Origin of the sequence: Psychrobacter proteolyticus, assembly GCF_003350005.1 — a bacterium.
GTDB classification, from domain to species: Bacteria; Pseudomonadota; Gammaproteobacteria; order Pseudomonadales; family Moraxellaceae; genus Psychrobacter; species Psychrobacter proteolyticus.
Genome location: NZ_QLKS01000007.1, coordinates 47906 through 73300, shown reverse-complemented (window position 1 = coordinate 73300; position 25395 = coordinate 47906). Strand labels below are relative to the sequence as shown.

Annotated in this window: 23 protein-coding genes; 13 read left to right on the top strand and 10 right to left on the bottom strand. The window is 43.4% G+C overall.

Annotation, left to right across the window (positions count from 1 at the left end; genetic code table 11):
* Positions 1-31 precede the first annotated feature (31 nt).
* The 3 genes from DXK30_RS11990 to msrA all read right to left on the bottom strand — a co-directional run bounded on the left by DXK30_RS11990 (position 32) and on the right by msrA (position 2195).
* A complete protein-coding gene (locus tag DXK30_RS11990; RefSeq protein WP_114701875.1) occupies positions 32-745 on the bottom strand; it encodes a DUF1499 domain-containing protein in 714 nt (237 codons plus the stop codon).
* Positions 746-795: 50 nt separating this feature from the next.
* Positions 796-1488: a thiopurine S-methyltransferase gene (gene tmpT, locus DXK30_RS11985; RefSeq protein ID WP_114701874.1), complete on the bottom strand. Its 693-nt coding sequence runs from the start codon at positions 1486-1488 to the stop codon at positions 796-798.
* A gap of 185 nt (positions 1489-1673) precedes the next feature.
* The gene (msrA, locus tag DXK30_RS11980) at positions 1674-2195 is read right to left on the bottom strand and encodes a peptide-methionine (S)-S-oxide reductase MsrA (protein WP_114701873.1); all 522 of its coding nucleotides are present in this window, start codon (positions 2193-2195) and stop codon (positions 1674-1676) included.
* A 272-nt stretch (positions 2196-2467) separates the two neighbouring features.
* Here msrA and cmoA point away from each other — a divergent pair, with 272 nt between their 5' ends.
* Together cmoA and cmoB are read left to right on the top strand one after the other, a co-directional pair.
* The gene (cmoA, locus tag DXK30_RS11975) at positions 2468-3253 is read left to right on the top strand and encodes a carboxy-S-adenosyl-L-methionine synthase CmoA (RefSeq protein ID WP_114701872.1); all 786 of its coding nucleotides are present in this window, start codon (positions 2468-2470) and stop codon (positions 3251-3253) included.
* A 50-nt stretch (positions 3254-3303) separates the two neighbouring features.
* Positions 3304-4350 (top strand): tRNA 5-methoxyuridine(34)/uridine 5-oxyacetic acid(34) synthase CmoB, encoded by a 1047-nt coding sequence (cmoB, locus tag DXK30_RS11970; protein WP_114701871.1) that lies wholly within the window; start codon positions 3304-3306, stop codon positions 4348-4350.
* Positions 4351-4446: 96 nt separating this feature from the next.
* Here the strand turns inward: cmoB and DXK30_RS11965 are convergent, their stop codons facing one another.
* Positions 4447-4665, bottom strand: a complete 219-nt coding sequence (locus DXK30_RS11965) for a DUF2788 domain-containing protein (RefSeq protein ID WP_114701870.1) — start codon at positions 4663-4665, stop codon at positions 4447-4449.
* A 378-nt stretch (positions 4666-5043) separates the two neighbouring features.
* On the opposite strand from DXK30_RS11965, the gene argS reads away from it, so the two are divergent.
* From argS to DXK30_RS11950, 3 genes are all read left to right on the top strand, one after another.
* Positions 5044-6873 (top strand): arginine--tRNA ligase, encoded by a 1830-nt coding sequence (gene argS / locus DXK30_RS11960; protein WP_114701869.1) that lies wholly within the window; start codon positions 5044-5046, stop codon positions 6871-6873.
* Between the two features lie 87 nt (positions 6874-6960).
* On the top strand, positions 6961-7770 hold the full coding sequence (locus DXK30_RS11955; protein WP_114701868.1) for an SPOR domain-containing protein: 810 nt from the start codon (positions 6961-6963) through the stop codon (positions 7768-7770).
* 126 nt (positions 7771-7896) lie between these two features.
* Positions 7897-8991: a PTS transporter subunit IIC gene (locus DXK30_RS11950; RefSeq protein WP_114701867.1), complete on the top strand. Its 1095-nt coding sequence runs from the start codon at positions 7897-7899 to the stop codon at positions 8989-8991.
* A gap of 140 nt (positions 8992-9131) precedes the next feature.
* Here DXK30_RS11950 and DXK30_RS11945 read toward each other — a convergent pair whose 3' ends face one another.
* From DXK30_RS11945 to clpP, 4 genes are all read right to left on the bottom strand, one after another.
* Complete coding sequence (locus DXK30_RS11945; protein ID WP_227670827.1) at positions 9132-9938, bottom strand: c-type cytochrome; 807 nt, start codon at positions 9936-9938, stop codon at positions 9132-9134.
* Positions 9939-10362: 424 nt separating this feature from the next.
* Positions 10363-11349 carry an SDR family NAD(P)-dependent oxidoreductase gene (locus DXK30_RS11940; RefSeq protein ID WP_114701865.1) on the bottom strand — a complete coding sequence of 329 codons (987 nt, stop codon included), beginning with the start codon at positions 11347-11349 and terminating at the stop codon, positions 10363-10365.
* A 311-nt stretch (positions 11350-11660) separates the two neighbouring features.
* Complete coding sequence (gene clpX, locus DXK30_RS11935; protein ID WP_057761822.1) at positions 11661-12935, bottom strand: ATP-dependent protease ATP-binding subunit ClpX; 1275 nt, start codon at positions 12933-12935, stop codon at positions 11661-11663.
* 186 nt (positions 12936-13121) lie between these two features.
* Complete coding sequence (gene clpP, locus DXK30_RS11930; protein WP_197411852.1) at positions 13122-13748, bottom strand: ATP-dependent Clp endopeptidase proteolytic subunit ClpP; 627 nt, start codon at positions 13746-13748, stop codon at positions 13122-13124.
* Positions 13749-14671: 923 nt separating this feature from the next.
* On the opposite strand from clpP, the gene DXK30_RS11925 reads away from it, so the two are divergent.
* The 7 genes from DXK30_RS11925 to DXK30_RS11895 all read left to right on the top strand — a co-directional run bounded on the left by DXK30_RS11925 (position 14672) and on the right by DXK30_RS11895 (position 21490).
* Positions 14672-15700: an urease accessory protein UreD gene (locus DXK30_RS11925; RefSeq protein ID WP_114701864.1), complete on the top strand. Its 1029-nt coding sequence runs from the start codon at positions 14672-14674 to the stop codon at positions 15698-15700.
* Positions 15701-15818: 118 nt separating this feature from the next.
* The gene (gene ureA, locus DXK30_RS11920) at positions 15819-16121 is read left to right on the top strand and encodes an urease subunit gamma (RefSeq protein ID WP_057761815.1); all 303 of its coding nucleotides are present in this window, start codon (positions 15819-15821) and stop codon (positions 16119-16121) included.
* A 56-nt stretch (positions 16122-16177) separates the two neighbouring features.
* On the top strand, positions 16178-18367 hold the full coding sequence (gene ureC, locus DXK30_RS11915; RefSeq protein WP_114701863.1) for an urease subunit alpha: 2190 nt from the start codon (positions 16178-16180) through the stop codon (positions 18365-18367).
* Between the two features lie 162 nt (positions 18368-18529).
* Positions 18530-19156, top strand: a complete 627-nt coding sequence (gene ureE, locus DXK30_RS11910; RefSeq protein WP_114701862.1) for an urease accessory protein UreE — start codon at positions 18530-18532, stop codon at positions 19154-19156.
* A complete protein-coding gene (locus DXK30_RS11905) occupies positions 19146-19940 on the top strand; it encodes an urease accessory protein UreF (protein ID WP_114701861.1) in 795 nt (264 codons plus the stop codon). The genes ureE and DXK30_RS11905 overlap by 11 nt, the downstream gene beginning before the upstream one ends.
* Before the next feature lie 57 nt (positions 19941-19997).
* The gene (gene ureG / locus DXK30_RS11900; protein WP_102091744.1) at positions 19998-20687 is read left to right on the top strand and encodes an urease accessory protein UreG; all 690 of its coding nucleotides are present in this window, start codon (positions 19998-20000) and stop codon (positions 20685-20687) included.
* 50 nt (positions 20688-20737) lie between these two features.
* Positions 20738-21490: a HupE/UreJ family protein gene (locus DXK30_RS11895; RefSeq protein ID WP_114701860.1), complete on the top strand. Its 753-nt coding sequence runs from the start codon at positions 20738-20740 to the stop codon at positions 21488-21490.
* Between the two features lie 168 nt (positions 21491-21658).
* Here DXK30_RS11895 and tig read toward each other — a convergent pair whose 3' ends face one another.
* Both tig and rdgB read right to left on the bottom strand, forming a co-directional pair.
* Positions 21659-23002, bottom strand: a complete 1344-nt coding sequence (tig, locus tag DXK30_RS11890) for a trigger factor (RefSeq protein WP_114701859.1) — start codon at positions 23000-23002, stop codon at positions 21659-21661.
* Between the two features lie 534 nt (positions 23003-23536).
* The gene (rdgB, locus tag DXK30_RS11885) at positions 23537-24190 is read right to left on the bottom strand and encodes an RdgB/HAM1 family non-canonical purine NTP pyrophosphatase (RefSeq protein ID WP_114701858.1); all 654 of its coding nucleotides are present in this window, start codon (positions 24188-24190) and stop codon (positions 23537-23539) included.
* A gap of 552 nt (positions 24191-24742) precedes the next feature.
* On the opposite strand from rdgB, the gene DXK30_RS11880 reads away from it, so the two are divergent.
* A complete protein-coding gene (locus tag DXK30_RS11880) occupies positions 24743-25372 on the top strand; it encodes a superoxide dismutase (RefSeq protein ID WP_114701857.1) in 630 nt (209 codons plus the stop codon).
* Positions 25373-25395 lie beyond the last annotated feature (23 nt).

The following is a 25395-nucleotide window of genomic DNA, read 5'->3' as shown; positions in this document are numbered from 1 at the left end:
GTTATAGGAGGTTTCGAGGTTTCGAAAATAACTACTCCCCCAAAGCCCCATCCAACTCTTCAATAAAGCTATGAACCCGCGCCGCATTTTTGCCCAAATCGCTCTGTCCAACTCGTGACTTACTGCGAATATCGACCAAGCGCTCGCTATCGTTGTCAGTCACAAGAATGATCACATCATCTTTGAAACCAAACCAAGCAGTCGTCTCTGTCGCTTCGATGATGCCTTTGTCGGTATCAATATTGACCAGCTCCCACCCTAAATTTTCTATGGCTTGTTTAGCTGCTTCGATCAGTTCAGGTTTTGATTGAGTATAGGTCAATGTTTGCAAATCAGGGTAGGCAGTACGTTGTTGTTCAGCCACTTCTGCGCCTGCGTACGCTACGGGATTTGGTGCATCTGCACGTAGTGGTGCAATCGCAACAAACTCAGGCGGATTCACCAAATCGGTAGAAACATCGTGAATAGGCGGTACATTTTTGGCGGTATTCATCATGCTGAGTGGTATGGCAATGGCAGTGATAGCAAGCACTGCCGAGATTAACGCGCTACCAATACTCGCCGTGTTTCGTTTAAACAATAGCTGTATGGCTAATAGTATTAATGCCGCAATACCAGTAAATACCCCAAATTTAAACCCTGTAAACGCAGTGCCTAATTCTACAACGCCAAACTTGTACAATGGGCCGGCTAGAGCGACTAGCAGAATAGCAATTACACTCATTAGACCGACTATCATTTTCATTCAATTTCTCCATTGCCATTTAGCCGCTTGTTAAAGGTTACATGAGTTTTTTATTTACTGCTCAATAGCCAAACCTGTTCTGTGACGGTGATATCAGGTGCAGAACCTATAGAAGAAGGCTCACTCGCTAGCTCATAGATTTGGTAGTGAGCGCTATAATATCGCTCTAGTTGTTCGCCATTAATAGAGAAGGGTGGTCCATTCTTTTTACGCTGATCGTAATTTAGTGTCAGTAAAAGCTGCGGTGTTATTTCATTGTTAGCACCATTAACTTTACTGTTATCGCTACTAAGTTTTCGCACTTGCTCGCTATATCTCACACGCATATCGTCTGGTAGGGCGATTAATGCCGCTTTATCATATACTGCATCAATAGAGCCAATATCTTCAAAAGTCAGTACAAAGATATCAGCGACCCATAAAGTGATGGTTTGTCCCGACAACTGGCCTTGATAGTATTTAATCGTTGGATTGTCTGCCTGTTGATAGACGGTAGGTTGGATGTTCTGCTCAGCAAAAAATTCTTGTACGGCTGTTTCAACCAATTCAACGCCCACCACGTCATAGCCTTGCGTCGCTAGCCAAACCATATCAATAGATTTACCACAAAGCGGCACAAAAATGAGGCTACCCGCAGTTAGATTGAGGCGGTTAAAATACTCAATCAATAATGGATTGACCATAGATTGATTAAATCCAATGCGACCTTCTTGCCAACGTTTGTGCCAAAACTCAGGGTTCATGCTGTGATCCTCTATTTGCAAGTTTTTATATATAGATTTAGCTTTAATAATATTGATTGGTTATGTCAAATGTATAAATAGTAAAAAGCCAAACACCTATAGTATAAGTGTTTGGCTGGTATCCAACATTAGGCTAAGAAACTTTTTGAATAAATAATGTCTTATTCAATTTAGCGAACCCTCATTTAACTAACCATATATTTGCTAAATTCTTTACGCAGTTTGGCAAGCTTTGGCGGTATTGCAAAGTTGCAATAAGCCTGTCCTGGGTTTCTGTTGAAGAAATCTTGGTGTGAGTCTTCTGCTTGATAGAATTCAACAGCAGGATGTACTTCCGTCACTACATTGACACCCATATCGCGTAATTTATTAATGGTACGATCAACGGTCGGTTTTTGATTGTCTTCGGTGTAAAAGACCACGCTGCGATACTGACTACCGACGTCATTGCCTTGACGATCCATCGTGGTGGGATCATGCGTGGCAAAGAAGACATCGAGTATTACTTCTAACGGGACAATAGAGTCATCAAATTCGACTTTGATGACTTCGACATGGCCAGTCGTACCGCTACAGACAGCTTCATAGTTAGCAGAGACAGCATCACCGCCCATGTAGCCTGAGACGACAGATTGCACACCTTTTACCGATAAAAACACGGACTCGGTGCACCAGAAGCAGCCGCCACCTAATACGATCGTTTGCATAATTTTTTCCTATTATTATAAATATGGGTCAAGCGCTATATTTGGTAGTGATGCTCTCGTTTTTCAATGCTTCTTTCAAACGTCTCATTACCCTTGGCACTATTTATTCAGCTTAGCAGGCAAGCCAAAGGCGATAAGTAACAAACAGTAATGTTATAATGGGCTTTTGCTATCTTACTTAGTCCTCAACTGATAATGACAAGCAAAACTGCTAAGCAAAAGTCATCCAGTAATTCTTAATTTCAGTTCCATTCTAAAAAACGAGTCGTCCCATGAGCCAATCCCAGCCTGCTATCAAACATGACACCCTATTTGATAAACCGTTTACCACGCCACTGGATAAGGCCGCACGCTTTTCGTTTGATGAGCAAGTGGTGGCTTGTTTCCCTGATATGATTCGCCGCAGTGTACCCGGTTATGGACAGGTATTGGCGATGCTACCCATATTTGCTCGTCGTCATTGCAAGTATCGCCAGCAGAGCGATAGCGGTCAGCGTGTTAGTCGTGTTTATGACTTGGGCTGTTCACTGGGTGCAGCCAGCATGACGCTAGCTGGTGAGTTCGACCCACAAGACTTACAGATTAAAGCAATTGATATATCACCAGCGATGACGACCGAGGCGACCACGTTATTGAGTGAGAATTATCCTGAGCACGATATCGAAGTAATTACAGCAGATATCCGCAATGTTGAGCTTGAGCCGTGCGATATGGTGATTTTGAACTTGACGTTACAATTTTTGCCAGCTGCTGATAGAGTCGCGGTATTAGAGAAGATTTATGCGGCATTAAGTGAAGGCGGCATATTGGTACTGACTGAAAAAACCCATGCGTTTGATGAGCAATATGATGCGTGGTTGGTGGAGCGTTATTATGACTTTAAACGTGCGAATGGCTACACCGAGATGGAGATTAGCGGCAAGCGTAATGCATTAGAAAATGTGCTGATTACTGACACATTAGATGAGCATCATGCACGGTTAGATCAAGTTGGCTTTAAACGTCATCTGACATGGTTTCAGTTTTTAAATTTTGTCTCTATTGTGGCGTTTAAATAATTCTTACTTTTAACACAGTTATTTCTTAATCAACACGGTAACCTGCTTTTATGCTCAACGACACTATCATTAACGCCGAACGTGAACTATATCTAACCCTATTAGAGCTGGCACAGCAGCAGCCGAGCGCTTATGAGTGGCTTAAACGATTACCAACGTGGTTAGGTGATATAAAAGACAAAGCTAACTATGCGCACGCGCCTGCCTACCAAGCGTCAGTCGCTCGTTTGCCAAACTTAGCTGTCAATCATGTCGATCTAAACAGTGATACATTGACGATTGAGGCAGATCTAAATGAGTCTCAGCGCAAACAAACAACAGCACTATTAAAGCAGTTGATGCCGTGGCGTAAAGGCCCATTTCAAATTGGCGGTCAAATCGGCGATGATGAGTCAGGTATTAAGATTGATACCGAGTGGCATAGTGATTGGAAATGGAAACGTGTTGCGCCGCATTTAAGTAGATTAGACGGTCGCCGCGTATTGGATGTAGGCGGTGGCTCTGGTTATCACGGCTGGCGCATGGCAGGGGCGGGCGCAGATACGGTTATTATTATTGATCCGTCATGCTTGTTTTATCATCAATTTATGGCGATTCGTCATTTCATTGGTGCCGCAGATGCTAGTGATACAGGCAGCTATCGGACGCATTATATTCCTGTACCGCTTGAAGCGTTACCTGAGCACAGTCAGCTGTTCGATACTGTATTTAGCATGGGCGTACTTTATCATCGCCAATCACCGTTTGAGCATTTACAACAGCTGAAAGGACAGTTGATCAAAGGTGGTGAGTTGGTACTTGAGACATTAGTGATTGAAGGTGATGCCAATACTGTACTGGTGCCGCACGACCGCTACGCGCAGATGAATAACGTCTATTTCTTACCATCGGTGTCGGCATTAATTGGCTGGTTAGAGAAAGCAGGATTTTCAGATGTACGCTGCGTCGATGTAGCAGTCACCTCGACTGAGGAACAACGACAAACCGAATGGATGACCTATCATTCGTTAGCAGATTTCTTAGATCCTAATGATTCTACTAAGACCGTCGAAGGATATCCTGCTCCCATGCGTGCGACTTTGATTGCCAAAAAGTAATAGATAAACTCAAATTCTAGTATTTCTCTTTGTTTTAACTTCGGTTCAAATGAAGGCTGTATAAAGTGCAATTAACCGGGAAATAGAGGTTGATGACTAAATCAACCACCGCTTAAAAGCGACTTCCATGACTATCTTAAGGATAAAACCAACAGAACCTGCGCCTAGGGCTAGAAATATCCAAAAAGTACCAGCGCGCCCAGCATCAGACTTTTTAGAGATATCCCACATAATAAAAAACAAGAAAGCGATGAATATCGGCAACAAGACGTACAGTCCCCAACTGGTGACAGTACTGGCGGCAATAGCAAACATGGCGTAATCCTATAATAGAGTAGTAACGCGTCTTCTATATTTTAGAAGAGCCGTACAAACCATTATTATAACGTGGAAGCAGTCAGGTATAAACGACTGCCCAGTATTGAGCAACAGTAACGCTACAATTCACGTTATGAGTTATTTATCAGTTTTGCGTCATTGATATTAGTCAGCCCAAATCCTGATAACGGTAAGATTTTAGTGCTAATTTTGGCGCAAATGGTGCAATAAAGCGCAAAGATTGTTATATTTACAGGTTACTTATCTTTTTACATTATTCTATCCCTGCAATGTCGGTCGCTATTACAATAAGCCGTTATCGATTGCTCGCATTCGCACCGTTTTTGTTGTTTATTTAATTGAGTTCAAATTCCTATGTCACAAGCCCAAATTGATACGCTTGCATCCCTATTTAATGATGCAATTCAAACCCTACAAGCAGATGGTACGCTACCAAGCGATTGGCAAAATAACAGTCAAATTACCCGTACGAAAGATTTAAGTCACGGTGATTTTGCCAGTAATATCGCACTAACGGCAGCGAAAGCAGCCAAGGCCAATCCGCGTCAACTTGCTGAAAAAATCGTCAGCGCATTGCCTGACAATCAAGACATTCGCCAAGTAGAAATCGCAGGACCAGGGTTTATCAATGTATTTTTAAACTCGGAAGCTAAGTTTTCTGTATTGGACGATATCTTTACGTTGCAAGATCGCTTTGGCTTGAGTAATCAGTTTGACGGTCAAAAAGTCCAAGTTGAATTCGTCTCTGCCAATCCAACGTCAAGTCTGCACGTCGGTCACGGTCGCGGTGCTGCATTTGGCATGAGTGTCGCTAACTTGCTAGAAGCCATCGGCTATGACGTCACGCGTGAGTATTATGTCAATGATGCTGGTCGTCAAATGGACATCTTAGCCACCAGTACATATTTGCGTTATCTACAGCTAAATGGTGAAGAGATAACTTTCCCAGTTAACGCCTATCAAGGTGATTATGTCAGTGACATCGCCCAAACGCTAAAAACACAGCATGGCGATAGCTACGTACATAGTTTCGCAGACGTTGCCAAAGATGTGCCAAAAGATGCTCAGTTTGAGATTAATGCTGATGGCGAAAAAACCGTCATCTCAGGTGATAAAGAAGCACATATTGATGGCTTGATTGCCAATAGTAAGTCTTTGCTAGGTGACAGCTACGCGTTATTTTTAAACGCAGCATTGAGCAGTATTTTGGCGGATATCAAAGACGACTTAAACGACTTTGGTGTGAGCTACGAGTGCTGGTTTAGCGAAAGATCTATCGATAGCGAGATTGAGCCTGTCCTACAGATACTAGATGACAAAGGCTATCTATACGAAAAAGATGGCAATATCTGGTTTAAATCGACTGATTTCGGCGATGAGAAAGACCGTGTTGTACGCCGTGCCAATGGTCAGTCGACGTATTTTGCTTCTGACATCGCTTATCATAAAAACAAGTTTGATCGCGGCTTTGATAAAGTCATTAACGTTTGGGGCGCAGACCACCATGGTTATGTCCCACGCGTAAAAGCCGCTCTATTGGCTCTTGGGATTGATGCCGAACGCCTTGACGTGGTGCTTGTACAGTTTGTGGCATTATGGCGCGGTAGTGAAAAGGTACAAATGTCTTCGCGTTCTGGTCAGTTTGTGACCTTGCGTGAGCTACGTGCAGAAGTCGGTAACGATGCTGCACGATTCTACTACGTAGCGCGTAAGCCTGAAGTGCATGTTGATTTTGACTTAGAACTTGCCAAATCACAAAGCAAAGATAATCAAGTGTATTATATCCAGTATGCTCATGCGCGTGTTTGCCGTGTGTTAGAAAAATTGGCAACCTACGATTTGACCGTAGATGATACCGTGGGTTTGGCACATCAAGACTTACTAAGTGCACCAAATGAAGATGAGCTGATCAAACTGTTAGCAGGATATCCAGCGACGTTACTTCGTGCAGCGACTGGTTACGAGCCGCACGTCTTGACCAACTACCTAAAAGAGCTAGCGGCATTGTTCCATGGTTGGTATGACACCAATCGTATCTTGCCTATGAGCCTGACATCAGGTGAAACACCAAGTCAAGATGAGCTAGACTTAATGCAAGCACGTTTACGTTTATCTAAAGCCGTTAGACAGGTATTAGCGAATGGGCTTAGTCTGCTTGGCTTGTCTGCACCGTCTAGCATGTAGTGCTTTTCTAACATGTGACATAAGTATAGACAGCTGATAGCATTAATTCGATGATGATAGTTAAATCCAGTAGGGAGAACGAGATCCATGCTAGCCAAAAAACCTAAAGGCGCAACAGAAAAGCGCAAATCAAGTAGCGTATCAGGCTTATTATGGATGTTTGTTGGGGCCATATTGACCCTTATGATTGGGGTATTTATCTACCTCTCACCATTATTCAATTTCAGCCCCGCTGATGGTAGTGCTGAGAACGACCCTGATCGCCAAGTACAGCCACGTGTGGATACTGATACCGACAATGGTGATTATGAGTTCTACGATATTTTACCTAATCAAGAGATGGCAACCATTCCTGATGAAGATATTGTTGATATTGATAATGATCAAATAGGTGATATCGGTGCGTTTGAACCAGATGTCGTCGTGACCCAACCAGAGGGTAATTCAGGCAGTATAGAAAATACAGGCAGCTTCGGTGGTTCGGAAAATGCGACTGTCGAACCTGCTGGTGTTAATAATGCTGGGTCTAGTGAAGATATCGTTGTTGTTGAAGAAGATGCAACTTATGATGGTACGCCACCGGCTAGCACTGGCAACTCTACAACCCGTAATAACAATACCGCAGCAGGTAAGGCAAGTATCCAAGCTGCCAAACCTGCGGCGACCTACATCTTGCAGATCAATAGTTTTAGTGATGCAGATGAAGCAGATCGTCGCCGTGCGCAAGTACTGATGGCGGGTGTCGATGCTAGAGTGGTCAAAAACACGACGGGTAATGGCTTGCCAATTTATCAAGTCATCTCACGTCCGCTGAATAACCGTCAAGCAGTAACGACGGCGCAGCAGCGCTTACAAAACAATGGTATAGACTCTATTATTGTTGAACAGCGTCGCTAGGTTCAGTTGTTTACAGTTATTGTATTTATCAAAAAAAGCGTCGTAATGACGCTTTTTTTATCTCTTTATTTTATCAAAAGCTTTCTAGCTGTTTTACCCTATTAAACATCCATTAAGAGTATGGTTATGACAGTATCTAACTCAGTAACACCGCAAGCAGGCGTCATTAAAATATTTTTTCAAAAGTACTTTATTGATGCTTTTACTGGTATGGCTTTAGGGCTATTTGTCACGTTGATCGCAGGTCTAATTATCTCGCAAATCGGTGGCTGGTTAGATTTGCCAGCATTGGTCGCGGTCGGAAAGCTTGCCTCGATATTGATGGGTGCTGGTATCGGCGTAGGTATCGCTTACTATCTCAAAGCGCCAACGCTAGTGATGCTTAGCTGCCTTGTGGCAGGTATGCTTGGTGCCCACTCCGAAGCACTAATGGCAGGCACGCTCTTTACGCCGCAAATAGGTGGGCCTGCAACCTTTGTAGCACTGCCGGGTAATCCAATCGGTGCTTATTTGACCTCTGTGTTTGCTTATCGTGCTGGCACTTGGGTCGCTGGTAAGACGAAGCTTGATATTCTATTGGTGCCCTTAGTGGTGTGCGGCGTCGCGCTATTAGTCTGCGCACTGCTCAATCCGCCTATCGTAGCAGGGGTCGCAGCTATCGGTCAGGGTATTCATGCCGCTACTGAATTACAGCCACTCTTAATGGGTATCGTTATTGCTGTAGTTGTTGGTATTTTATTGACATTGCCAACTTCAAGTGCGGCCATTTGTATTGCTATTGGACTCGGCGGTTTGGCTGGCGGGGCTGCAGTAGTTGGCTGTGCTGCGCACATGATTGGCTTTGCTGTTGCCAGTTTTAAAGACAATGGCATTAGTGGCGTCATCTCTCAGGGCTTGGGTACCAGTATGCTGCAAATCCCTAATGTGCTCAAAAAGCCTATCGTTCTGCTACCTGCTGTTATTGCTAGCGCTATCGTTGGGCCTATCGCGACCGTTGGTTTTGGATTAGCTTGTACCGCGACAGGGGCGGGTATGGGTACTGCTGGTTTGGTCGGTGTGTTTGGGGTTATTGAGGCATCACAAGAAATCATGAGCACCGGTCAACTATGGACAGCGATTATTCTATTGATGTTTATATTACCTGCGGTGATTGCAGGGTTAGTGGCTTACATCATGCGCCGTATGGGCTGGTTGGTCGCTGGTGATATGAAGCTGCCTTAAAAGTAATAGGGTGGCTTCCATACTATGAATTCCATACTATGAATTCTTAGTCTGTCATCATTAATGAATACATAAGGGCTTAGTTACCAAATAACTGGGCCCTTATATAAAATGACAAGTAGATATTGTTTGTGACTAATCTAGCGGCGCACATCAACTGGTGCGCCACCTTTTGGCCAATCTTTATCCTTGTTGGCTTTCACAGGCCGAGGCAAATGGGTAAAATAACTGGCAATATTGATGGCTTCTTGATCTGTGAGAGTGTTCCCTTGACCAAAAGGCATTTTTCCTTTGACAAAAGAAGCGGCCTTGTATGTACGTGCCATACCCGCCCCGTCATTAAAGGAGTTTTCTCCCGCTATTGCGGGGTATAAGTAAGTCCCATCCTCATTATATTGGCCTTCCCCGTTTTCACCATGGCAGGTGGTGCAGGTTTTGGAAAACAGTGCCCTACCTTTGATAGGGTCCGGTGTAAGCGTACTATCAACTGTGACAAAGCCGCGACCTTCTGATGAGACGCCAATCGGCATATCTTGTGATAACCATGTCATATAAGAGATAAATGCATTCATATCATCTGAATCCATCTCTAATGGCGTACCGTTCATCGAACGCTGAAAACATCCGTTTATACGTTCTTGTAGTGAGTTGACACGGGCATCACGCGAACGATAAATAGGAAAGATACCAGGTAAGCCATTCCATGGAGCTGCATATGCCTCTGAACCATTATTCAAATGACAACTGGTACAGTTAAGTTTATTGCCCACATTATTAGGTAATTCTCTATATGTATGATTAGCGAGTTGCATGCCTCGGCGTACAGCTGCTCCATACTCATCATTCGGAATGGTGGACTCATCTGGCATGCTAATCGTCAATTTTTTACTTGGTTTTGAAGTAATACTATCTTTGAGTTCAGCAGCACGTGCTTCAAGTGCTTGCACTCTTGCTAAAGCCTCTGCTTCTTCAAGTCGGTCAACAGCCTTAACTTTCTTTTCACTGCAACTTGTTATACCAAAAGCCCCAACTACGAAAACAGCTGTCATAAAGATAGAGGTAAAGCATTTCTCTGTTAGAAGTTTTTTCATTAGAATATCCTTATTATGAAAAAATATGCAAATGTACACTCACGTGTTTTTTATAGTCTAATGACAACGACATCCCCAATTTTTTCAGCATTATAACGGTAAAAGATCTGAAAAATAGGAATGTGACAATATATATTATATACTAATATATAATATATAAATGAATTGTATACTATTTTCTAATAATTGAGTTTGTAATAGAGATTAGAGATTCAATAAAAAGTGCCTAAACGTCATCAACGTTTAGGCACTTTTTATTGAGATTTTTACGATATATTAATTAAGGGGATGTGGTAGGTTTCTTAGCGCGCCGCGGTTTTAATTTACGTGATAATTGATTGAGGCCGTTTAGCACTTGACTGTAATGCGATGGGAATACTCGCTGAATTGCATCAACCATTTTAGCATCGTTACCGATCAAACAACGCTGCTGATTGGTCGCTGCTGCATGTAAAATAATCCAAGCTGCTTCGCTGGCATCGAACTTCAATAGTTTGTTAAAATTTCTAATGGCTTTGTCACCAGCATGCATACCAACTTCACTAACGCTGTCATTACCGCGCGCGCTGTTAGCAATATTGGTTTTGATGCCGCCCGGATGAATACAGGTTGCTGATACCCCGCAGTTCTGAATATTTAGCTCTTGACGCAAGCTTTCTGTAAAACCACGTACAGCAAACTTACTGGCATTATAAGCAGAATATGATGGTTGAGCCGTCAAGCCAAAGAGGCTTGAGACATTAATAATATGACCATGCTCGCCAAACTGGCTCTGCTTTACACTGTTTTTGATCAAAGGTAAAAACGCTTTGGTACCGTAAACCACACCCCAAAAGTTAATGTTCATCACCCATTCAAGCTCACTATTACTCATACCCTCCACTGTAGAGTAGAGCGCTACGCCTGCATTATTAAAGATAAAATTCACTTTGCCATGTTCTGCCATTACGCTATCAGCCCATGCTTCCACAGCTTTATTGTTTGAAACATCTAGTACCGTCATGGTGATGTTGACATCATAACTGGCAAGTAACTGTTTGGTCGCTGCCAACTGTTCAGGGTTGATATCCGATAATGCCACATGACAGCCCATTTTTGCTAAATGAATGGCTAGCTTACGTCCCATTCCGGAGCCTGCACCTGTAATAGCAGCGACATGGTTGCGATAGTAGGATGCAACGTCTGAGTCATCCAATGAGGTACGGTTAGAAGAAAATGGTAAGTTTTGGCGCAATGAAGTCGCCATAGCGGTCACATGGTTGAACATAATAAACAATCCTTTGTCTTATTAATAAGGGGTATTTGTAGGTGCCATAGACGGTGGAATACAGCAATATAATAAAGGTTAAAACAGACTACCTACATTAGCATGATTTGTGATGTGGTCTACTGGGCATTGATAAACGCTACTGTCATTTTGTATTCAATAAAATTAAGTTCATCAACTTTGCACTAGACGAATTATCTAATAGGTAGGCTAGGTAAATCATAAGCATAAAAAAAGCGCCTTAGCTTATCTAGCTAGACGCTTTTCTAGTAGTCCGTTAATGATAACGGACTATTTATATTAATTATAACTTAAGCAATTTTCGGCACTTTACCTTCATTGATAACGTCCGCATCAACCATTACAGTTTTAGCATTTTCCATAGAAGGTAGCTCATACATAGTCTCAAGCAGGGCGTTTTCTACAATTGAACGTAGACCACGAGCACCTGTCTTACGTTCCATTGCTTTTTTGGCGATGGCATCTAATGCTTCTTGAGTAAAGCTAATCTCAGCACCTTCCATGTCAAACAAGTACTTGTACTGTTTTACCAGTGCGTTCTTAGGTTCGGTCAGGATTTGTACTAGGGCCGCTTCATCTAGCTCTTGCAGTGCCGCAAGTACTGGCAGACGACCGATCAGCTCAGGAATCAGACCAAATTTGATCAAATCTTCTGGCTCGACTTCTTGTAGCAAGTCTGAGCTGCGACGGCTATCGTCTTTTGAGCTGACATCAGCGTTAAAGCCAATACCGCCTTTTTCAGTACGCTGCTGAATGACTTTATCAAGTCCAGCAAACGCGCCGCCAACGATGATTAGAATGTTGCTGGTATCCACTTGGATCAGCTCTTGCTGCGGGTGCTTACGACCACCGTGCGGTGGGATAGCAGCCACCGTACCTTCGATTAGCTTTAGCAACGCTTGCTGTACGCCTTCACCTGACACATCACGCGTGATAGATGGGTTGTCACCTTTTTTACTGATTTTGTCGATTTCATCAATATAGATGATACCTTGCTCAGCTTTGGCCACATCATAGTCAGAGGCTTGAAGGAGCTTTTGTACGATGTTTTCAACGTCTTCACCAACATAACCAGCTTCGGTCAAGGTCGTGGCATCAGCCATCGCAAAAGGCACATCTAACAGACGAGCCAAGGTTTGCGCAAGTAGCGTCTTACCAGAACCAGTTGGACCGATTAGCAAGATATTACTCTTAGCCAATTCTACCATTGCATCGTCAGCGCCGATCTTGGCTTTTTTGCTGTCGTTGGCTAGCGTCTGACTAACTTTTAAACGTTTGTAATGGTTATAGACGGCAACAGCCAATGCTTTTTTGGCAGCGTCCTGACCGATGACATATTCATCAAGCTTGGCACGCAGCTCTTTTGGCGTTGGTAGTTTTTTATTGACCCAAGAAGTATCTACTTCGCTATCATCATCACCGTGCTCTGCGCTGTCTGCGATTAAGTCAGTACATAGTTCGATACATTCATTGCAGATATTAGCATCGTCAGCAGCAATCAGTTGCTGTACATCGCTTTTGGCTTTGCCGCAAAACGAACACTGCGGGGTATTATCTTCTGCCATAAAAGGCGCTCCTAAAATTTAAAACTGGTTAGTTTATTTGTAGTATGTCGATTATCGTATTCATTCAATGTCATACCTTTCAATAGGTCAGGTATGACATTGATAACGATTTACTGTACGGCAAATAAACTATAAAAGGTCTTATGATTGCACTCTCAAGGAAGAGGCATCACGTTAATGCTTAGATTACAAAGATTCAGGGCGACGCTCTAATACTTCGTCAACCAAACCATACTCTTTGGCTTCTTGTGCATCTAACCAATAATCACGCTCAACGTCTTTTTCAATTTTTTCTACTGGCTGACCAGTACGCTCAGCTAAGATACTATTTAGACGTGCACGAGTTTTAAGGATTTCACGAGCATTAATTTCGATATCGGTTGCTTGACCCTGCGCGCCGCCTGAAGGCTGATGAATCATGACACGAGCATTAGCAAGTGAGTAGCGCTTGCCTTTTTGACCAGCAGCCAATAGGAATGAACCCATGCTATAAGCACCGCCCATACAGATAGTAGATACTTCAGGTTTGATGAAGTTCATGGTATCAAAAATAGCCAAGCCAGCGCTTACTGAACCACCTGGTGAGTTTATATACAAATGGATATCTTTGTCAGGGTTTTCAGCTTCTAAGAATAGCAACTGGGCAACGATAAGGTTAGCCATGTTGTCTTCAACCTGACCGGTCAAAAAGATAACGCGCTCACGTAATAAGCGTGAAAAAATATCAAACGAGCGTTCACCGCGTGAAGACTGTTCAACCACCATAGGTACTAAAGCCGCTTGTGTGGTCTGTACTTCTTTGTGTGCACTCATCAGCATATCAAAATGCGGGTTGGCAGTGATGCGATCATAATCTGTCATAGAAAAGTCCTATCGATAAATGTATAAAATAAAAATGGATTGAGTGATTTTATTGTCTGGTAGTTTTTGACTAATGGGTTGTTTATAAGGGGACTGCGCTCACTATTCAAGCCTATAAAACTGGTTTGTGCATAAAATAGGTGAAAAAGTGACCCTCCGATATGTCTAGGACTCATTGCTTATATTGAAACTTATACTAAAAATACGTCTAAAAGTATGTCTAGAAGCAGATAGACATTGTCTTATCTATTATCAAGTCTTACGGATATTGATAGTATTTATATTGATACAAACAGCTTAAATCACGTCTAACCTGACTTTTTAACATAGAATACCTGATTAATAGCCCTATAATCCACCTATCTTACTGACTAAGTCTGCAAATAGTTATGCGTTTAGCACTTTTGATTATCTAATCATCTTCACAAAATATTGCGTTAAAAATAATGCTAAAAAATGCACTGTTATGGACACAATGTACTGTTTTGGTGCAAATATCTGCTGAGTTTATAAATAACTAAGGCTCAAAAAATGTTTATAAAATAGTTGGAAATATAGTGTTGTTTTTATCATTCAAGTTAAATAGAAAAAAGCGCAGACAAATCAAAGTTTTGAGTTGCTAAGGTTTCTTATTTGGTTACCTGCTATCAAGAGTTGGCACAATGCTTGTATCAATAAAAACATTGACGCTTTTATTTATCATGGTGCGCTGGGCACGATAAATGGTGTACGCTGTATTCCTTCGTTACTATTCTGACATTACTGTAGTTAATGAACTGTAATTAACGATTGGCAATAGAGTTCTTAACACATAGCAAATGGTAGTTGTCACATAAAATACTGAAACATATTTAATTGGTAAATGAGTATATAAAATGAGTTGGGCCTCTTCTTTAGCATTAAGCTTTGACACTGTTAACAGTATAAGTACGGACAAAGAGGGTACGGCTGATAACTCAAAAACGCGGCTTTATCATCGTAAGCATACGGGTGCCTTGATGGTACAGCGTGCTCTATATCCTGAGCAAAGCGTGCAGCAGGGTATTTGTCACATACTGATGTTGTACCCGCCAGCTGGTATCGCAGGCGGCGATACGCTGACCATAGACCTAAGTTTGGATAGTGGTAGCCATGCTGTTATCACCACACCAGGGGCAGGTAAGTGGTACGGCAAAGACAGTGTCAGCCAAAAAAATAAAGCTCCGTTGGGCAGCGACGTTGCTCACCAAAGTATGAGCCAAGACGAGATAGCTGCCTATGCAAGCCAACATGTACAGGCCAAACTCGCAGCAGATACCCGTTTAGAATGGCTACCGCAAGAGAGTATCATTTATAACGAAGCCAATATGCATGCAGTGAGCCGCTTTGATTTGACGGATTCATCTAGTCTACTGACATGGGAGATTAGCGTATTTGGACGGCAAGCTTACGACGAGCAGTTTTTGCAAGGGCGTTATCATACTGGATTGAACATCTACCGAGATGGTAAGGTTATCGTTGCTGAGCGAGTGGCGCAGGCAGCGCAAAATCGCTGGTTTACCTCAAATTTAGGCTTAGCGAACCAGCATATTTATGGATCGTTTTGGGCAGTCCCAAGCTTAAGCGACGTCCATGACAATCTTGCGCTCTCCGCATCACAGACTACGCAATCGACTGAAACTGCCCAAGCAACTATCAAGCAGTCATTAACCCGCTATCTAGACAATACCGTATCCGCATTGCGCCAAGTCATTGCTCAAGCACACCTGCCTGTCTATTGCACTCATAATTGCCAAGCGATCAATATCCGCTATATTGGCTCAGATGTACGTGGTTGTTTTGAAGCGTTTTATCAGCTGAGAGAAGTCTTGCGAGATCATTGGTGGCAACTTGAGCCTTGTCGTCCACGTATTTGGGACACCTAATACGGCCACTTTTAATAATGAAATTAAGATATATTGCGACTATTTTTAATCGATATCATATGCTTTGAAAACCTCTAATCTGCTATAAATATAATGATAAGTACAACAAGGAATTGTCATGCACCTGACCCCAACAGAAAAAGACAAGCTCATGCTATTTACGGCTGGTATGGTGGCTGAACGTCGCAAAAATCGCGGTGTTAAGCTTAACTACCCCGAAGCTATCGCTTATATCAGTATGCTGCTGATGGAAGGCGCACGAGATGGCAAAAGAGTTGCCGAGCTGATGAGTGAGGGCGCTACATATTTATCTGCTGATGATGTCATGGAAGGTGTCGCAGAGATGGTAGATGAAGTGCAAATCGAGGCGACTTTCCCTGATGGCACCAAACTGGTCACGGTACATAATCCCATCGTGTAACGCTGTATACCATTGTTATAGCACTGAAATGCTCACTATAAAATAAGGCGGCTACCATGCAAGCAGGCGAATACCATATCCAAGATGGCGATATTATCTTAAACCAAGGTCGACAGGTGCAGACCATCAGTGTCAGTAATACTGGTGATAGACCTATCCAAATCGGCTCGCATTATCACTTTTATGAAGTCAATGATGCCTTGAGTTTTGAGAGAGAGCAAACTCGAGGTTTTCGTCTCAATATTATCTCTGGCACCGCCGTACGTTTTGAGCCGGGCCAATCGCGGGAAGTCGAATTGGTAGCATACGCTGGCAAGCAAGATGTATATGGTTTTGCGGGGCGTGTCATGGGCGCAGCTCATCCCGACAAAATATCAGAGAGCGCCACTGATAAAAAGGCAACTGCTACTTCGCAAAAGCGAGTCAGTCGTCGTATTTATGCTGAGCATTTTGGTCCTACCACAGGCGATAAAGTTCGCTTAGCCGATACCGAGCTTTGGCTACAGGTTGAGGCGGATTTAACCAGTCATAAAGATACGGCTGTTGATCAAGCGGATACGTCACAAAGTGGTGAAAGTAGCAGCAAGCCTGTCGAAATCAAAGGTGAAGAAGTTAAATTTGGCGGCGGTAAAGTCATCCGTGATGGCATGGGTCAAGGACAATTACTGGGCGCAGAAGTTGCCGATACGGTTATTACCAATGCATTGGTCGTTGACTATACGGGCATCTATAAAGCGGATATCGGTATCAAGGATGGTCGTATCAGTGCCATTGGCAAAGCGGGCAATCCTGATATCCAGCCTGCCATCGATATTCCTATTGGCGGTGCTACCGAAATCATCTCTGGTGAAGGCAAAATCCTGACAGCAGGTGGCGTCGATAGTCATATTCACTTTATCGCGCCCCAGCAGTGTGAGACGGCGCTGATGTCAGGGGTGACTACAATGCTAGGCGGTGGCACAGGGCCAGCTCAAGGAACGCTCGCTACTACCTGTACACCAGGGGCGTATCATATTGCCTCGATGCTAAAGTCTACTGATAGCATTCCTATGAATATTGGACTACTGGGTAAAGGTAACGTAAGTGTACCGGAACCCATTGCTGAACAAATCGAAGCAGGTGCTGTGGGGCTAAAGCTACATGAAGATTGGGGTACAACCCCGCAAGCCATCGATAACTGCTTGAGCGTTGCTGATGACTATGATGTGCAAGTGGCCATTCATACCGATACTTTAAATGAAAGTGGCTATCTTGAAAGTACGCTCGCTGCTTTTAAAAACCGCTGTATCCATACTTTTCATACTGAAGGGGCAGGTGGTGGCCATGCGCCCGATATTCTAAAGGCGATTGGCGAATCGCATGTGCTGCCATCTTCAACCAACCCAACGCGCCCATACACTGTCAATACTATTGATGAGCATCTCGATATGCTGATGGTCTGTCATCATCTGAGTCCTGCTATCGCTGAAGATGTGGCGTTTGCTGAGAGCCGTATCCGTCAAGAAACCATCGCCGCAGAAGATATATTGCATGATTTGGGCGCAATTTCGATGATGAGTAGTGACTCACAAGCGATGGGGCGAGTGGGTGAAGTGGTCATCCGTACATGGCAAACCGCGCACAAAATGAAAGTTCAACGTGGCCATCTGGCGCCAGATGCAACAGCGACCATTGAAGATGAGCAACAGTACATTACTTTGACAGACTATGACCAAAGCACGGACAACGATAACTTCCGTATCAAGCGCTATATCGCAAAATATACAATAAATCCTGCGATTACTCACGGTATTGGCGATATGGTCGGCTCAATCGAAGTAGGTAAATGGGCAGATATGGTGCTATGGTCGCCCAAGTTTTTTGGGGTAAAACCTGAGTGCATCATCAAAGGCGGGCTCATCGCTGCAGTACCGATGGGTGATATCAATGCCTCTATTCCTACTCCCCAGCCAGTGCATTATCGTCCTATGTTTGCGACATATCCAAAATCGGTTGCCCAAACTAGCATTACCTTTATGTCGCAAGCGGCGATCGACAAACAAGTAGATAAACAGCTTGGATTGACCAAAGTCATTCAGCCAGTATACGGTATTCGTAAAATTCGTAAAAGCGATATGCGCTTTAACAGCTACTGTCCAGATATGGACATCAATCCTGAGACCTATGAAGTACGCGCTGATGGTAAAACACTCACCTGTGAGCCAGCTGATGTACTACCCATGGCACAGCGTTACTTTTTATTTTAGAGCTTATGATGCACGTTTATAGGATCTCTAGGACAGTGAGCCATAAACCATGTATACCAATAGTCAGTTGGTTTCTTGAATGAGATCGTGTCTTTATTCCCAACACTTTTACCATCAATACTATTGACCAATAGTTTGAGCAACAACAGCCAGAGAATAATAATGAAAATATTTAATACCCGTCTAAGTACGCCTAGCGATGTCCAAAAAGCGCAATTGGCAGAACAGTATAAAGCCGACGATTACCTGCTATTAGACTTTGATACTCGTCAGCATTCTCGCTTTAGAGCTATTACTGTCTCAGGCGAAGCGGTCGGTGTTGACCTGCCTCGTACAGGCGTCTTAAAAGGCGATGATGTGCTTATCAATGCAGCTGGAGAGTTGATGCAAGTCATTGCCAAGCCACAAGCCGTGACTAAGGTGACTGCTGCTAATGACTTTTTACTAATGAAAGGCGCTTATCATTTGGGCAACCGTCATGTGCCGTTGATGTTTGACCACAGTTTTGATCAGGGTAGTGCAGGCTATGCCCTGTATTTTGAAAACGATCATGTACTTGCACAAATGTTAGAAAACCTCGGTCTACATATCGAGTCTACGTCAATGCCATTTGAGCCTGAGACGGGCGCTTATCAAACGGGTCAAGGACACTCTCACTCCCATGCACACTCACATAGTGACTCTCATAGTCATCAGGAAAGTCATAGCCATGATGAAAGCCACAGCCACAGACATCAACATAGCCATAGTCATCATGATACGCCTGTAGGTCGTTCAAATGATGGTTGATACCAGTGCTCAACCTACTCAGTCTGCCCAACTTGGACAGCTACTGATGCTGGCATCGAGCAATTTGCCGATTGGTAGCTATACCTATTCGCAAGGTGTGGAGTCAGCGATTGAATCAGGGGTTGTCTCTGATGAAGCCAGTACACTTGTATTTATGCAAGACTACCTAGCGCTTGCAGTGATTGGCTACGAGCTACCTGTATTAGGGCTGATAATGTGCGCGCTCAGCCAAGGTCATGAAGCACTAGCGGCAAATCTAGCACACGACTATCATGCTGGTCTCGAGAGTAAAGAGTTTGTACTGGAGTCGCAGCAGTTGGCACAGGCGATGGTGTCTTGGCTCAACGAAGTATTGAGTCTTGGCATACCGGCCGAAATACCTGAAGATGGTTACTTACCGCTATTTGCACATATTGCTCAGCATTGGCAACTACCATTAGCGCAGTCAATGACTACTTATGGATTTGCGCAATTAGAGAATATGGTGCTCGCCGCTGTGAAGACAGTGCCGCTAGGACAAATGGCAGGTCAGCGTATTCTGTGGCAATTACAAAGCGATTTGGGTGCTCAGGTTGATGCTCTAAGCGATGATGTACAACAGGCCTTTGATGCTCTAGTTATGTCGACAAACACGTCCAATACTTTAGGTAATAGTGAAGAGTCGGACTGTCAGCAGCTATGCCAAGACCTCTATGAATCGCTTAATATCTCGAATAATTTACCCAATTTGGCTATTCTCTCGAGTATGCATGAGGAGCAATACAGTCGGTTGTTCCGCTCATAACTGTACCTTTATTTCTATTTATACTTATTAATATACAAACTGTTTTAGGAAATTAATATGTCTCTAACTCCGCTTAAATCAAAAAATTCTCACGCTGCATCAGACGTACAAACTGATAGTGATAGCCAGAAACCGTCTTCTGCCTTATCGTGCTTACGCCTTGGTATTGGTGGGCCAGTTGGTAGTGGTAAGACTGCTTTGACATTAAGACTATGCCAAAACCTGCGTGATACGGTCAATATGGCAGTCGTGACCAATGACATCTATACCAAAGAAGATTCAGAGTTTCTGACCCGTAACGATGCCATGCCTGCTGAGCGTATCCGCGGTGTAGAGACGGGTGGCTGTCCACATACGGCTATCCGCGAAGATGCCTCTATTAATCTGACTGCGATTGCTGAGTTACAAGCCACTTTTGAAGGGTTGGAGTTGATTATCATTGAGTCAGGTGGCGACAATCTAGCCGCGACATTTAGCCCAGAGCTGTCTGATTTGACCTTGTACGTCATTGATGTCTCTGCAGGCGATAAGATACCTCGTAAGGGCGGCCCTGGCATTACCAAGTCTGATTTGTTGATTATCAATAAAACCGACCTTGCACCAATGGTTGGTGCTTCGCTGGAAGTGATGGAACGCGATGCCAAAAAAATGCGTGGTGACAAACCTTTTGTCTTTAGCAATATGAAAACAGGTGATGGGCTAGACGAGATTATTGCCTTTATTAAAGAACATGGCATGCTTGCCTAAAGAGCAGATGAGCTTTTACCATTAAAATATAAAGAATAAGGAAAAACCGCATGACACAGTGTACAAAAGGTCTTCACATCGAAAACTCTCGCTTTTCACAAGTGCTCTCAGCTCGTCATATCATGTCTGGTTCGGCTGTGATGATGACATCACTAATGCTACCGTCATTGGCGCAGGCGCATTCAGGGCATATTCATTCGACTACCACGCAAGCATCATCGTTTTTAGGCACGTTGCAAGCAGGACTGATGCATCCAGTGACTGGCCTTGATCATCTGTTTTTGGCAGTAGGCATGGGCATGTTGTTTTGTGGGCTACAAAAGCAGCGCTTAGGCATGATGTCGTTGACAGCAGGATTGTCATTGGGTGCAATATTGGGCACGGCTGGCGTGCTGATTGGCGGTATTGCATTTGCTGCATCATCTGGACTGATTGAAGTGGCCATATCACTGTCGGTGGTCGTATTAGCGATGATTTTAATGAGTGGTAAAAGTAGACAAGAGGTATTCTCTGCTCAGACCCATACAGCACGCACGCCAAGCATTCAGCAGTTGTCATTGTTTGGTTTTGGTGGTTTGGCCGTCTTTCATGGGTTGGCACATGCGCTGGAAGTACCAGAAAATGCTGGCGTGAGTGGTCAGCTAGGATTTTATGCAGGGATGATGGTCACGATGCTAGCACTATATGCAGTTGGTACGCTGGTTAGTCAGCAGTTGCAGCAACGCTTTAGTGATAGCTTATGGTTACAGCGCGGGTTGGTGTTGCTAGGATTGAGCGCCGTATTTGCGCCTGTTTTGGTGTAAGGCGCGCTTTATAGTACGAGTACGATGTTTATAGGTTCGATAGTTGTGGCTGATTTTATCTAGTTAACGAACGCCATAAAAAATGCGCCCCCGATCAAAAGGTCGGGGGCGCATTTTAGTTTTGATAACCGACTACAGCATATCTAAAAAGACAGCTTGTTGTATCAATTACATTGCTTGCTGCTGTTGTTGCTGAGCGGCTAGCAAGTCTTGGTAGCTAACTTCTTTGTCAGTTACTTTACCTTGTTCGATCAAGTAATCTACTACTTGGTCTTCTAGTACTACAGACTCAATGTTAGCGCGCTGCTGCTTGTCATTGGTGTAGTACTCGATAACTTCTGCTGGATCTTCGTAGTTTTCAGCGGCTTCTTTGATGAAGGTTTCTACACGCTCTTGATCTACTTCTAGGCCTTTAGTATCGATAACACGGGCAACGATGATGCCAAGACGGGCAGCACGTAGTGCTTGCTCTTCAAATAGCTCATTTGGCAGCATGTCTTTATCGAAGCTATCAGCATTTGCGCCGAACTGCTGAGAGAAACGTTGCATCATCATGTTGCGTTGACGCTCGATTTCTTGCTCTAGCATAGCGTTTGGCACGTCAAACTCGTTCTTTTCTAGCAATGCGTCAAAAGTCGCTTGCTTAACTTGGCTACGCGCAGCGTTTTTGATTTCGCGTTCCATGTTTTTGCGTACGTCTTCTTTCAACTTCTCAACGCCGCCTTCTTTTACGCCGAATAGCTCAAGGAACTCTTCGTTGATTTCAGGTAGCTTAGATTTTTCAACCAATTTTACGTTGATTTTGAACTGAGCTTCTTTACCAGCTAAGTTTTCAGCTTGGTAATCTTCTGGGAAAGTCACGTCGATGATTTTTTCTTCGCCAGCTTTCATGCCTTTGATACCAGCTTCAAAACCTGGAATCATTTGGTTGCTACCGATAACCAATTTGAAGTCTTCAGCAGAGCCGCCTTCGAATTTTTCGCCGTCGATAGAGCCTTCAAAGTCAAAAGTCACTTGGTTGTCTTTTGCAGCCATGCCCTTTTTCTCAACGAATTCTTCACGTTGCTTTTGTAGGTTTTCGATCATAGTGTCAACGTCTTCTTCACTCACTTGTGCAGTGTGACGCTCAACTTCGATCTCATCAATACCTTGTACGTCAACTTCTGGGAAGATTTCAACAGTGGCTTGATATACCAAGAAATCGTCTTCAAGTTTTACGTCGTCGATGTTAGGCATGCCAACAGCGCGGATGTCTTCAGATTTGATCGCTTCAAATACAGTATCACGGATGACATCGTTGATAACTTCTTGTTGAATGCCAGCACCGTACTGAGAGCGGATGTGTGACATAGGGACGTTACCTTTACGGAAACCGTCAATCTTGGCAGTTTTCGCAACTTGGCGAATACGGCCTTCAACTTTGTTTTGAATTTTTTCAACGGGCACTTTAACCGTTAGCTGGGTTTCTTTATTAGATAGCTTGTTGGTTGTGACTTGTAAATCTGTAGCCATGTTAATTACACCTTTAGGATTAAGTAGTACGTTTGATTAATGAAATAGTACTTAGGGTTAAATTGTAATAGACAGACCGCGCCTCAAATTACGGGCATGTACGACGGGCTGCCGTTGAAATAAATAGGGGATAGCGATAGCGCACAACGTCAAATTCAGTGCCAGTAGCAATCGCCGCTGATACCAAAAGGTGAACCTGCTGAGGTTGTCCATGCTATCAAATATCGATAATAAACCGTTAATGCACCGCATAATAACGCTTTTTGGTGAATTATACAGCCAAATAACGGATTTCAACAAAATTTTAAAAGTAGAACAGTATAATCTATCTGTTTATTAAAGTAAAAATTATCTCTTTGATGGCATGTTTCCTTATGTTGCTTGCTCTTGTATGGCTTAATTTTATATAAAGATTTGACCATGTTGATAATCAATAAATAAGATAACGGACAAGAAACAGCGATAAGGTTGTAAACGTATTATGAGTATCAAGTGCACTTGTAGATAGTTATAAATAGAACAGCTATAAGGTACTTATAAAGGTAGCTGCGCCAATAGCTGCTGGATTGCCTGACCACGATGACTGATGCTGTTTTTATCAGCAGCGCTCAGACTAGCTGCACTGGCTTGCAAATCAGGTAACCAAAACAGTGGATCATAGCCAAAACCACCGTCACCATGTAACGTATCCAAAATTTCGCCATGCCATAATCCTTGGGCGACAATCGGTAGCGGATCATCAGCATGACGCACCATTGCCAGTACGCAAACGAACATACCTTTGATCGGAGTATCTGGCTTCTCTGCGCGGATAGGCTGCAAGTCGGCGATGAGCTTGGCGTTATTTTTACTATCGTTGCCGTGCTCACCAGCATAGCGAGCAGAGTAGATACCTGGCGCATTACCTAGTGCAGGCACGCACAGTCCTGAATCATCAGCAATCGCAGGCAGTCCACTGATACGGCTCGCATGACGGGCTTTGATAATGGCGTTTTCTACAAAGCTTAAACCATCCTCGATGGCGTCTTCAATATCGAGCTGACCTTGCGGGACAATCGTCACGTCCAAGTTCGCTTCGGCAAATAGCCGTTTAAACTCAGCCAATTTGCCTTTATTGTTACTGGCCAGTACCCATTGGTTGCCAGATGTCGGATGGGTAGCAGTTAACGAGGTATCAGTGGTGCTCATAGAGTCAGTCCGTTATATAAAGATGATGAAAAGCTATTATTCGAGTAGGCTTTATTTATCTTCTGCAGTGCTAATCGATAAATTGTTTGTCGATTGAAGTAGTTATACTAACAATGATAACGCATGAGTTTGGAGTGAATGCAGTTACTGCTTAATAAATAACCAATCGCTATACAGATTGTACGGGTTATAACATTTGGTAACTGATATTATTGGTCACTATTGCTATAATAGATACCAAGCTACAGTGAATTATATCTTATAGCTTGTGAATACTAAGTTAATAAAAGTCTATAAAGTCAGACACTTGGCTTTTTGGCGAAGAATAATAGCAATAAGTAACCGCTAGGTTAATTTTGGATTCATAATGATACGTGATATTGTATTGAGCAGTACCGTGTATCAAGCGATAAAGTTCATTTCAAACAATAAACTCAGCCAATTTAGTCCGCTATTTTATAGTGTTTTTTGCGGTGTAAAAATAGCGTAAAATTCAGTTTCTATAAGCAAGTTTTTATAAACTAACGGCTAAACAGCAAGGATAAAATAATTATGTCAAACATTACTTTACCAGACCTACCATATGCAAAAGACGCACTAGAGCCACATATCAGTGCCGAAACGCTAGAGTATCATCATGACAAGCATCATGCTGCTTATGTAAACAAGCTAAAAGACATGTTGCCAGGTTCTGGTCTAGAAGACAAAACTTTGCCAGAAATCATCGTAGCGACTGCTAAAGATGACAGCAAGCAAGGTATGTTCAACCAAGCAGCTCAAGTATGGAACCACACGTTCTACTGGAACTGCATGACGCCAACGAACGGCGGCGGCGAACCTACTGGCGATCTAAAAGCAAAAATCGAAGAAGATTTCGGCAGCTACGACAAGTTCCGTGAAGAGTTCAAAAACGCAGCATTGACTCAGTTTGGTTCAGGTTGGGCATGGCTAGTTGCTGATAAAGTCGGTGGCAAATTGTCAATCGCCAAAACGGCTAACGCTGACACTCCACTTGCACATGACCAAGTAGCTGTATTGACTTGTGATGTATGGGAACACGCGTACTATGTAGACTACCGTAACCGTCGTCCTGACTATGTTGACACGTTCCTAGACAAGCTAGTGAACTGGGACTACGCAAACGCAAAATATAAAGGTCAAGATGCTGGCGTTGAAGCATAAGCTTTAACGACTAAGTATTTGAT

What these genes read in the sequence shown, in the direction of transcription:
- ureA (WP_057761815.1), top strand. Translation starts at nt 15,819, where the DNA reads ATGCACCTGACCCCAACAGAAAAAGACAAGCTCATGCTATTTACGGCT.
- cmoB (WP_114701871.1), top strand. Translation starts at nt 3,304, where the DNA reads ATGCTCAACGACACTATCATTAACGCCGAACGTGAACTATATCTAACC.
- argS (WP_114701869.1), top strand. Translation starts at nt 5,044, where the DNA reads ATGTCACAAGCCCAAATTGATACGCTTGCATCCCTATTTAATGATGCA.
- DXK30_RS11955 (WP_114701868.1), top strand. Translation starts at nt 6,961, where the DNA reads ATGCTAGCCAAAAAACCTAAAGGCGCAACAGAAAAGCGCAAATCAAGT.
- DXK30_RS11880 (WP_114701857.1), top strand. Translation starts at nt 24,743, where the DNA reads ATGTCAAACATTACTTTACCAGACCTACCATATGCAAAAGACGCACTA.
- DXK30_RS11940 (WP_114701865.1), bottom strand. Translation starts at nt 11,349, where the DNA reads ATGTTCAACCATGTGACCGCTATGGCGACTTCATTGCGCCAAAACTTA.
- tig (WP_114701859.1), bottom strand. Translation starts at nt 23,002, where the DNA reads ATGGCTACAGATTTACAAGTCACAACCAACAAGCTATCTAATAAAGAA.
- ureG (WP_102091744.1), top strand. Translation starts at nt 19,998, where the DNA reads ATGTCTCTAACTCCGCTTAAATCAAAAAATTCTCACGCTGCATCAGAC.
- clpX (WP_057761822.1), bottom strand. Translation starts at nt 12,935, where the DNA reads ATGGCAGAAGATAATACCCCGCAGTGTTCGTTTTGCGGCAAAGCCAAA.
- DXK30_RS11925 (WP_114701864.1), top strand. Translation starts at nt 14,672, where the DNA reads ATGAGTTGGGCCTCTTCTTTAGCATTAAGCTTTGACACTGTTAACAGT.
- ureC (WP_114701863.1), top strand. Translation starts at nt 16,178, where the DNA reads ATGCAAGCAGGCGAATACCATATCCAAGATGGCGATATTATCTTAAAC.
- ureE (WP_114701862.1), top strand. Translation starts at nt 18,530, where the DNA reads ATGAAAATATTTAATACCCGTCTAAGTACGCCTAGCGATGTCCAAAAA.
- DXK30_RS11895 (WP_114701860.1), top strand. Translation starts at nt 20,738, where the DNA reads ATGACACAGTGTACAAAAGGTCTTCACATCGAAAACTCTCGCTTTTCA.
- clpP (WP_197411852.1), bottom strand. Translation starts at nt 13,748, where the DNA reads ATGAGTGCACACAAAGAAGTACAGACCACACAAGCGGCTTTAGTACCT.
- msrA (WP_114701873.1), bottom strand. Translation starts at nt 2,195, where the DNA reads ATGCAAACGATCGTATTAGGTGGCGGCTGCTTCTGGTGCACCGAGTCC.
- tmpT (WP_114701874.1), bottom strand. Translation starts at nt 1,488, where the DNA reads ATGAACCCTGAGTTTTGGCACAAACGTTGGCAAGAAGGTCGCATTGGA.
- rdgB (WP_114701858.1), bottom strand. Translation starts at nt 24,190, where the DNA reads ATGAGCACCACTGATACCTCGTTAACTGCTACCCATCCGACATCTGGC.
- cmoA (WP_114701872.1), top strand. Translation starts at nt 2,468, where the DNA reads ATGAGCCAATCCCAGCCTGCTATCAAACATGACACCCTATTTGATAAA.
- DXK30_RS11950 (WP_114701867.1), top strand. Translation starts at nt 7,897, where the DNA reads ATGACAGTATCTAACTCAGTAACACCGCAAGCAGGCGTCATTAAAATA.
- DXK30_RS11905 (WP_114701861.1), top strand. Translation starts at nt 19,146, where the DNA reads ATGATGGTTGATACCAGTGCTCAACCTACTCAGTCTGCCCAACTTGGA.
- DXK30_RS11990 (WP_114701875.1), bottom strand. Translation starts at nt 745, where the DNA reads ATGAAAATGATAGTCGGTCTAATGAGTGTAATTGCTATTCTGCTAGTC.
- DXK30_RS11965 (WP_114701870.1), bottom strand. Translation starts at nt 4,665, where the DNA reads ATGTTTGCTATTGCCGCCAGTACTGTCACCAGTTGGGGACTGTACGTC.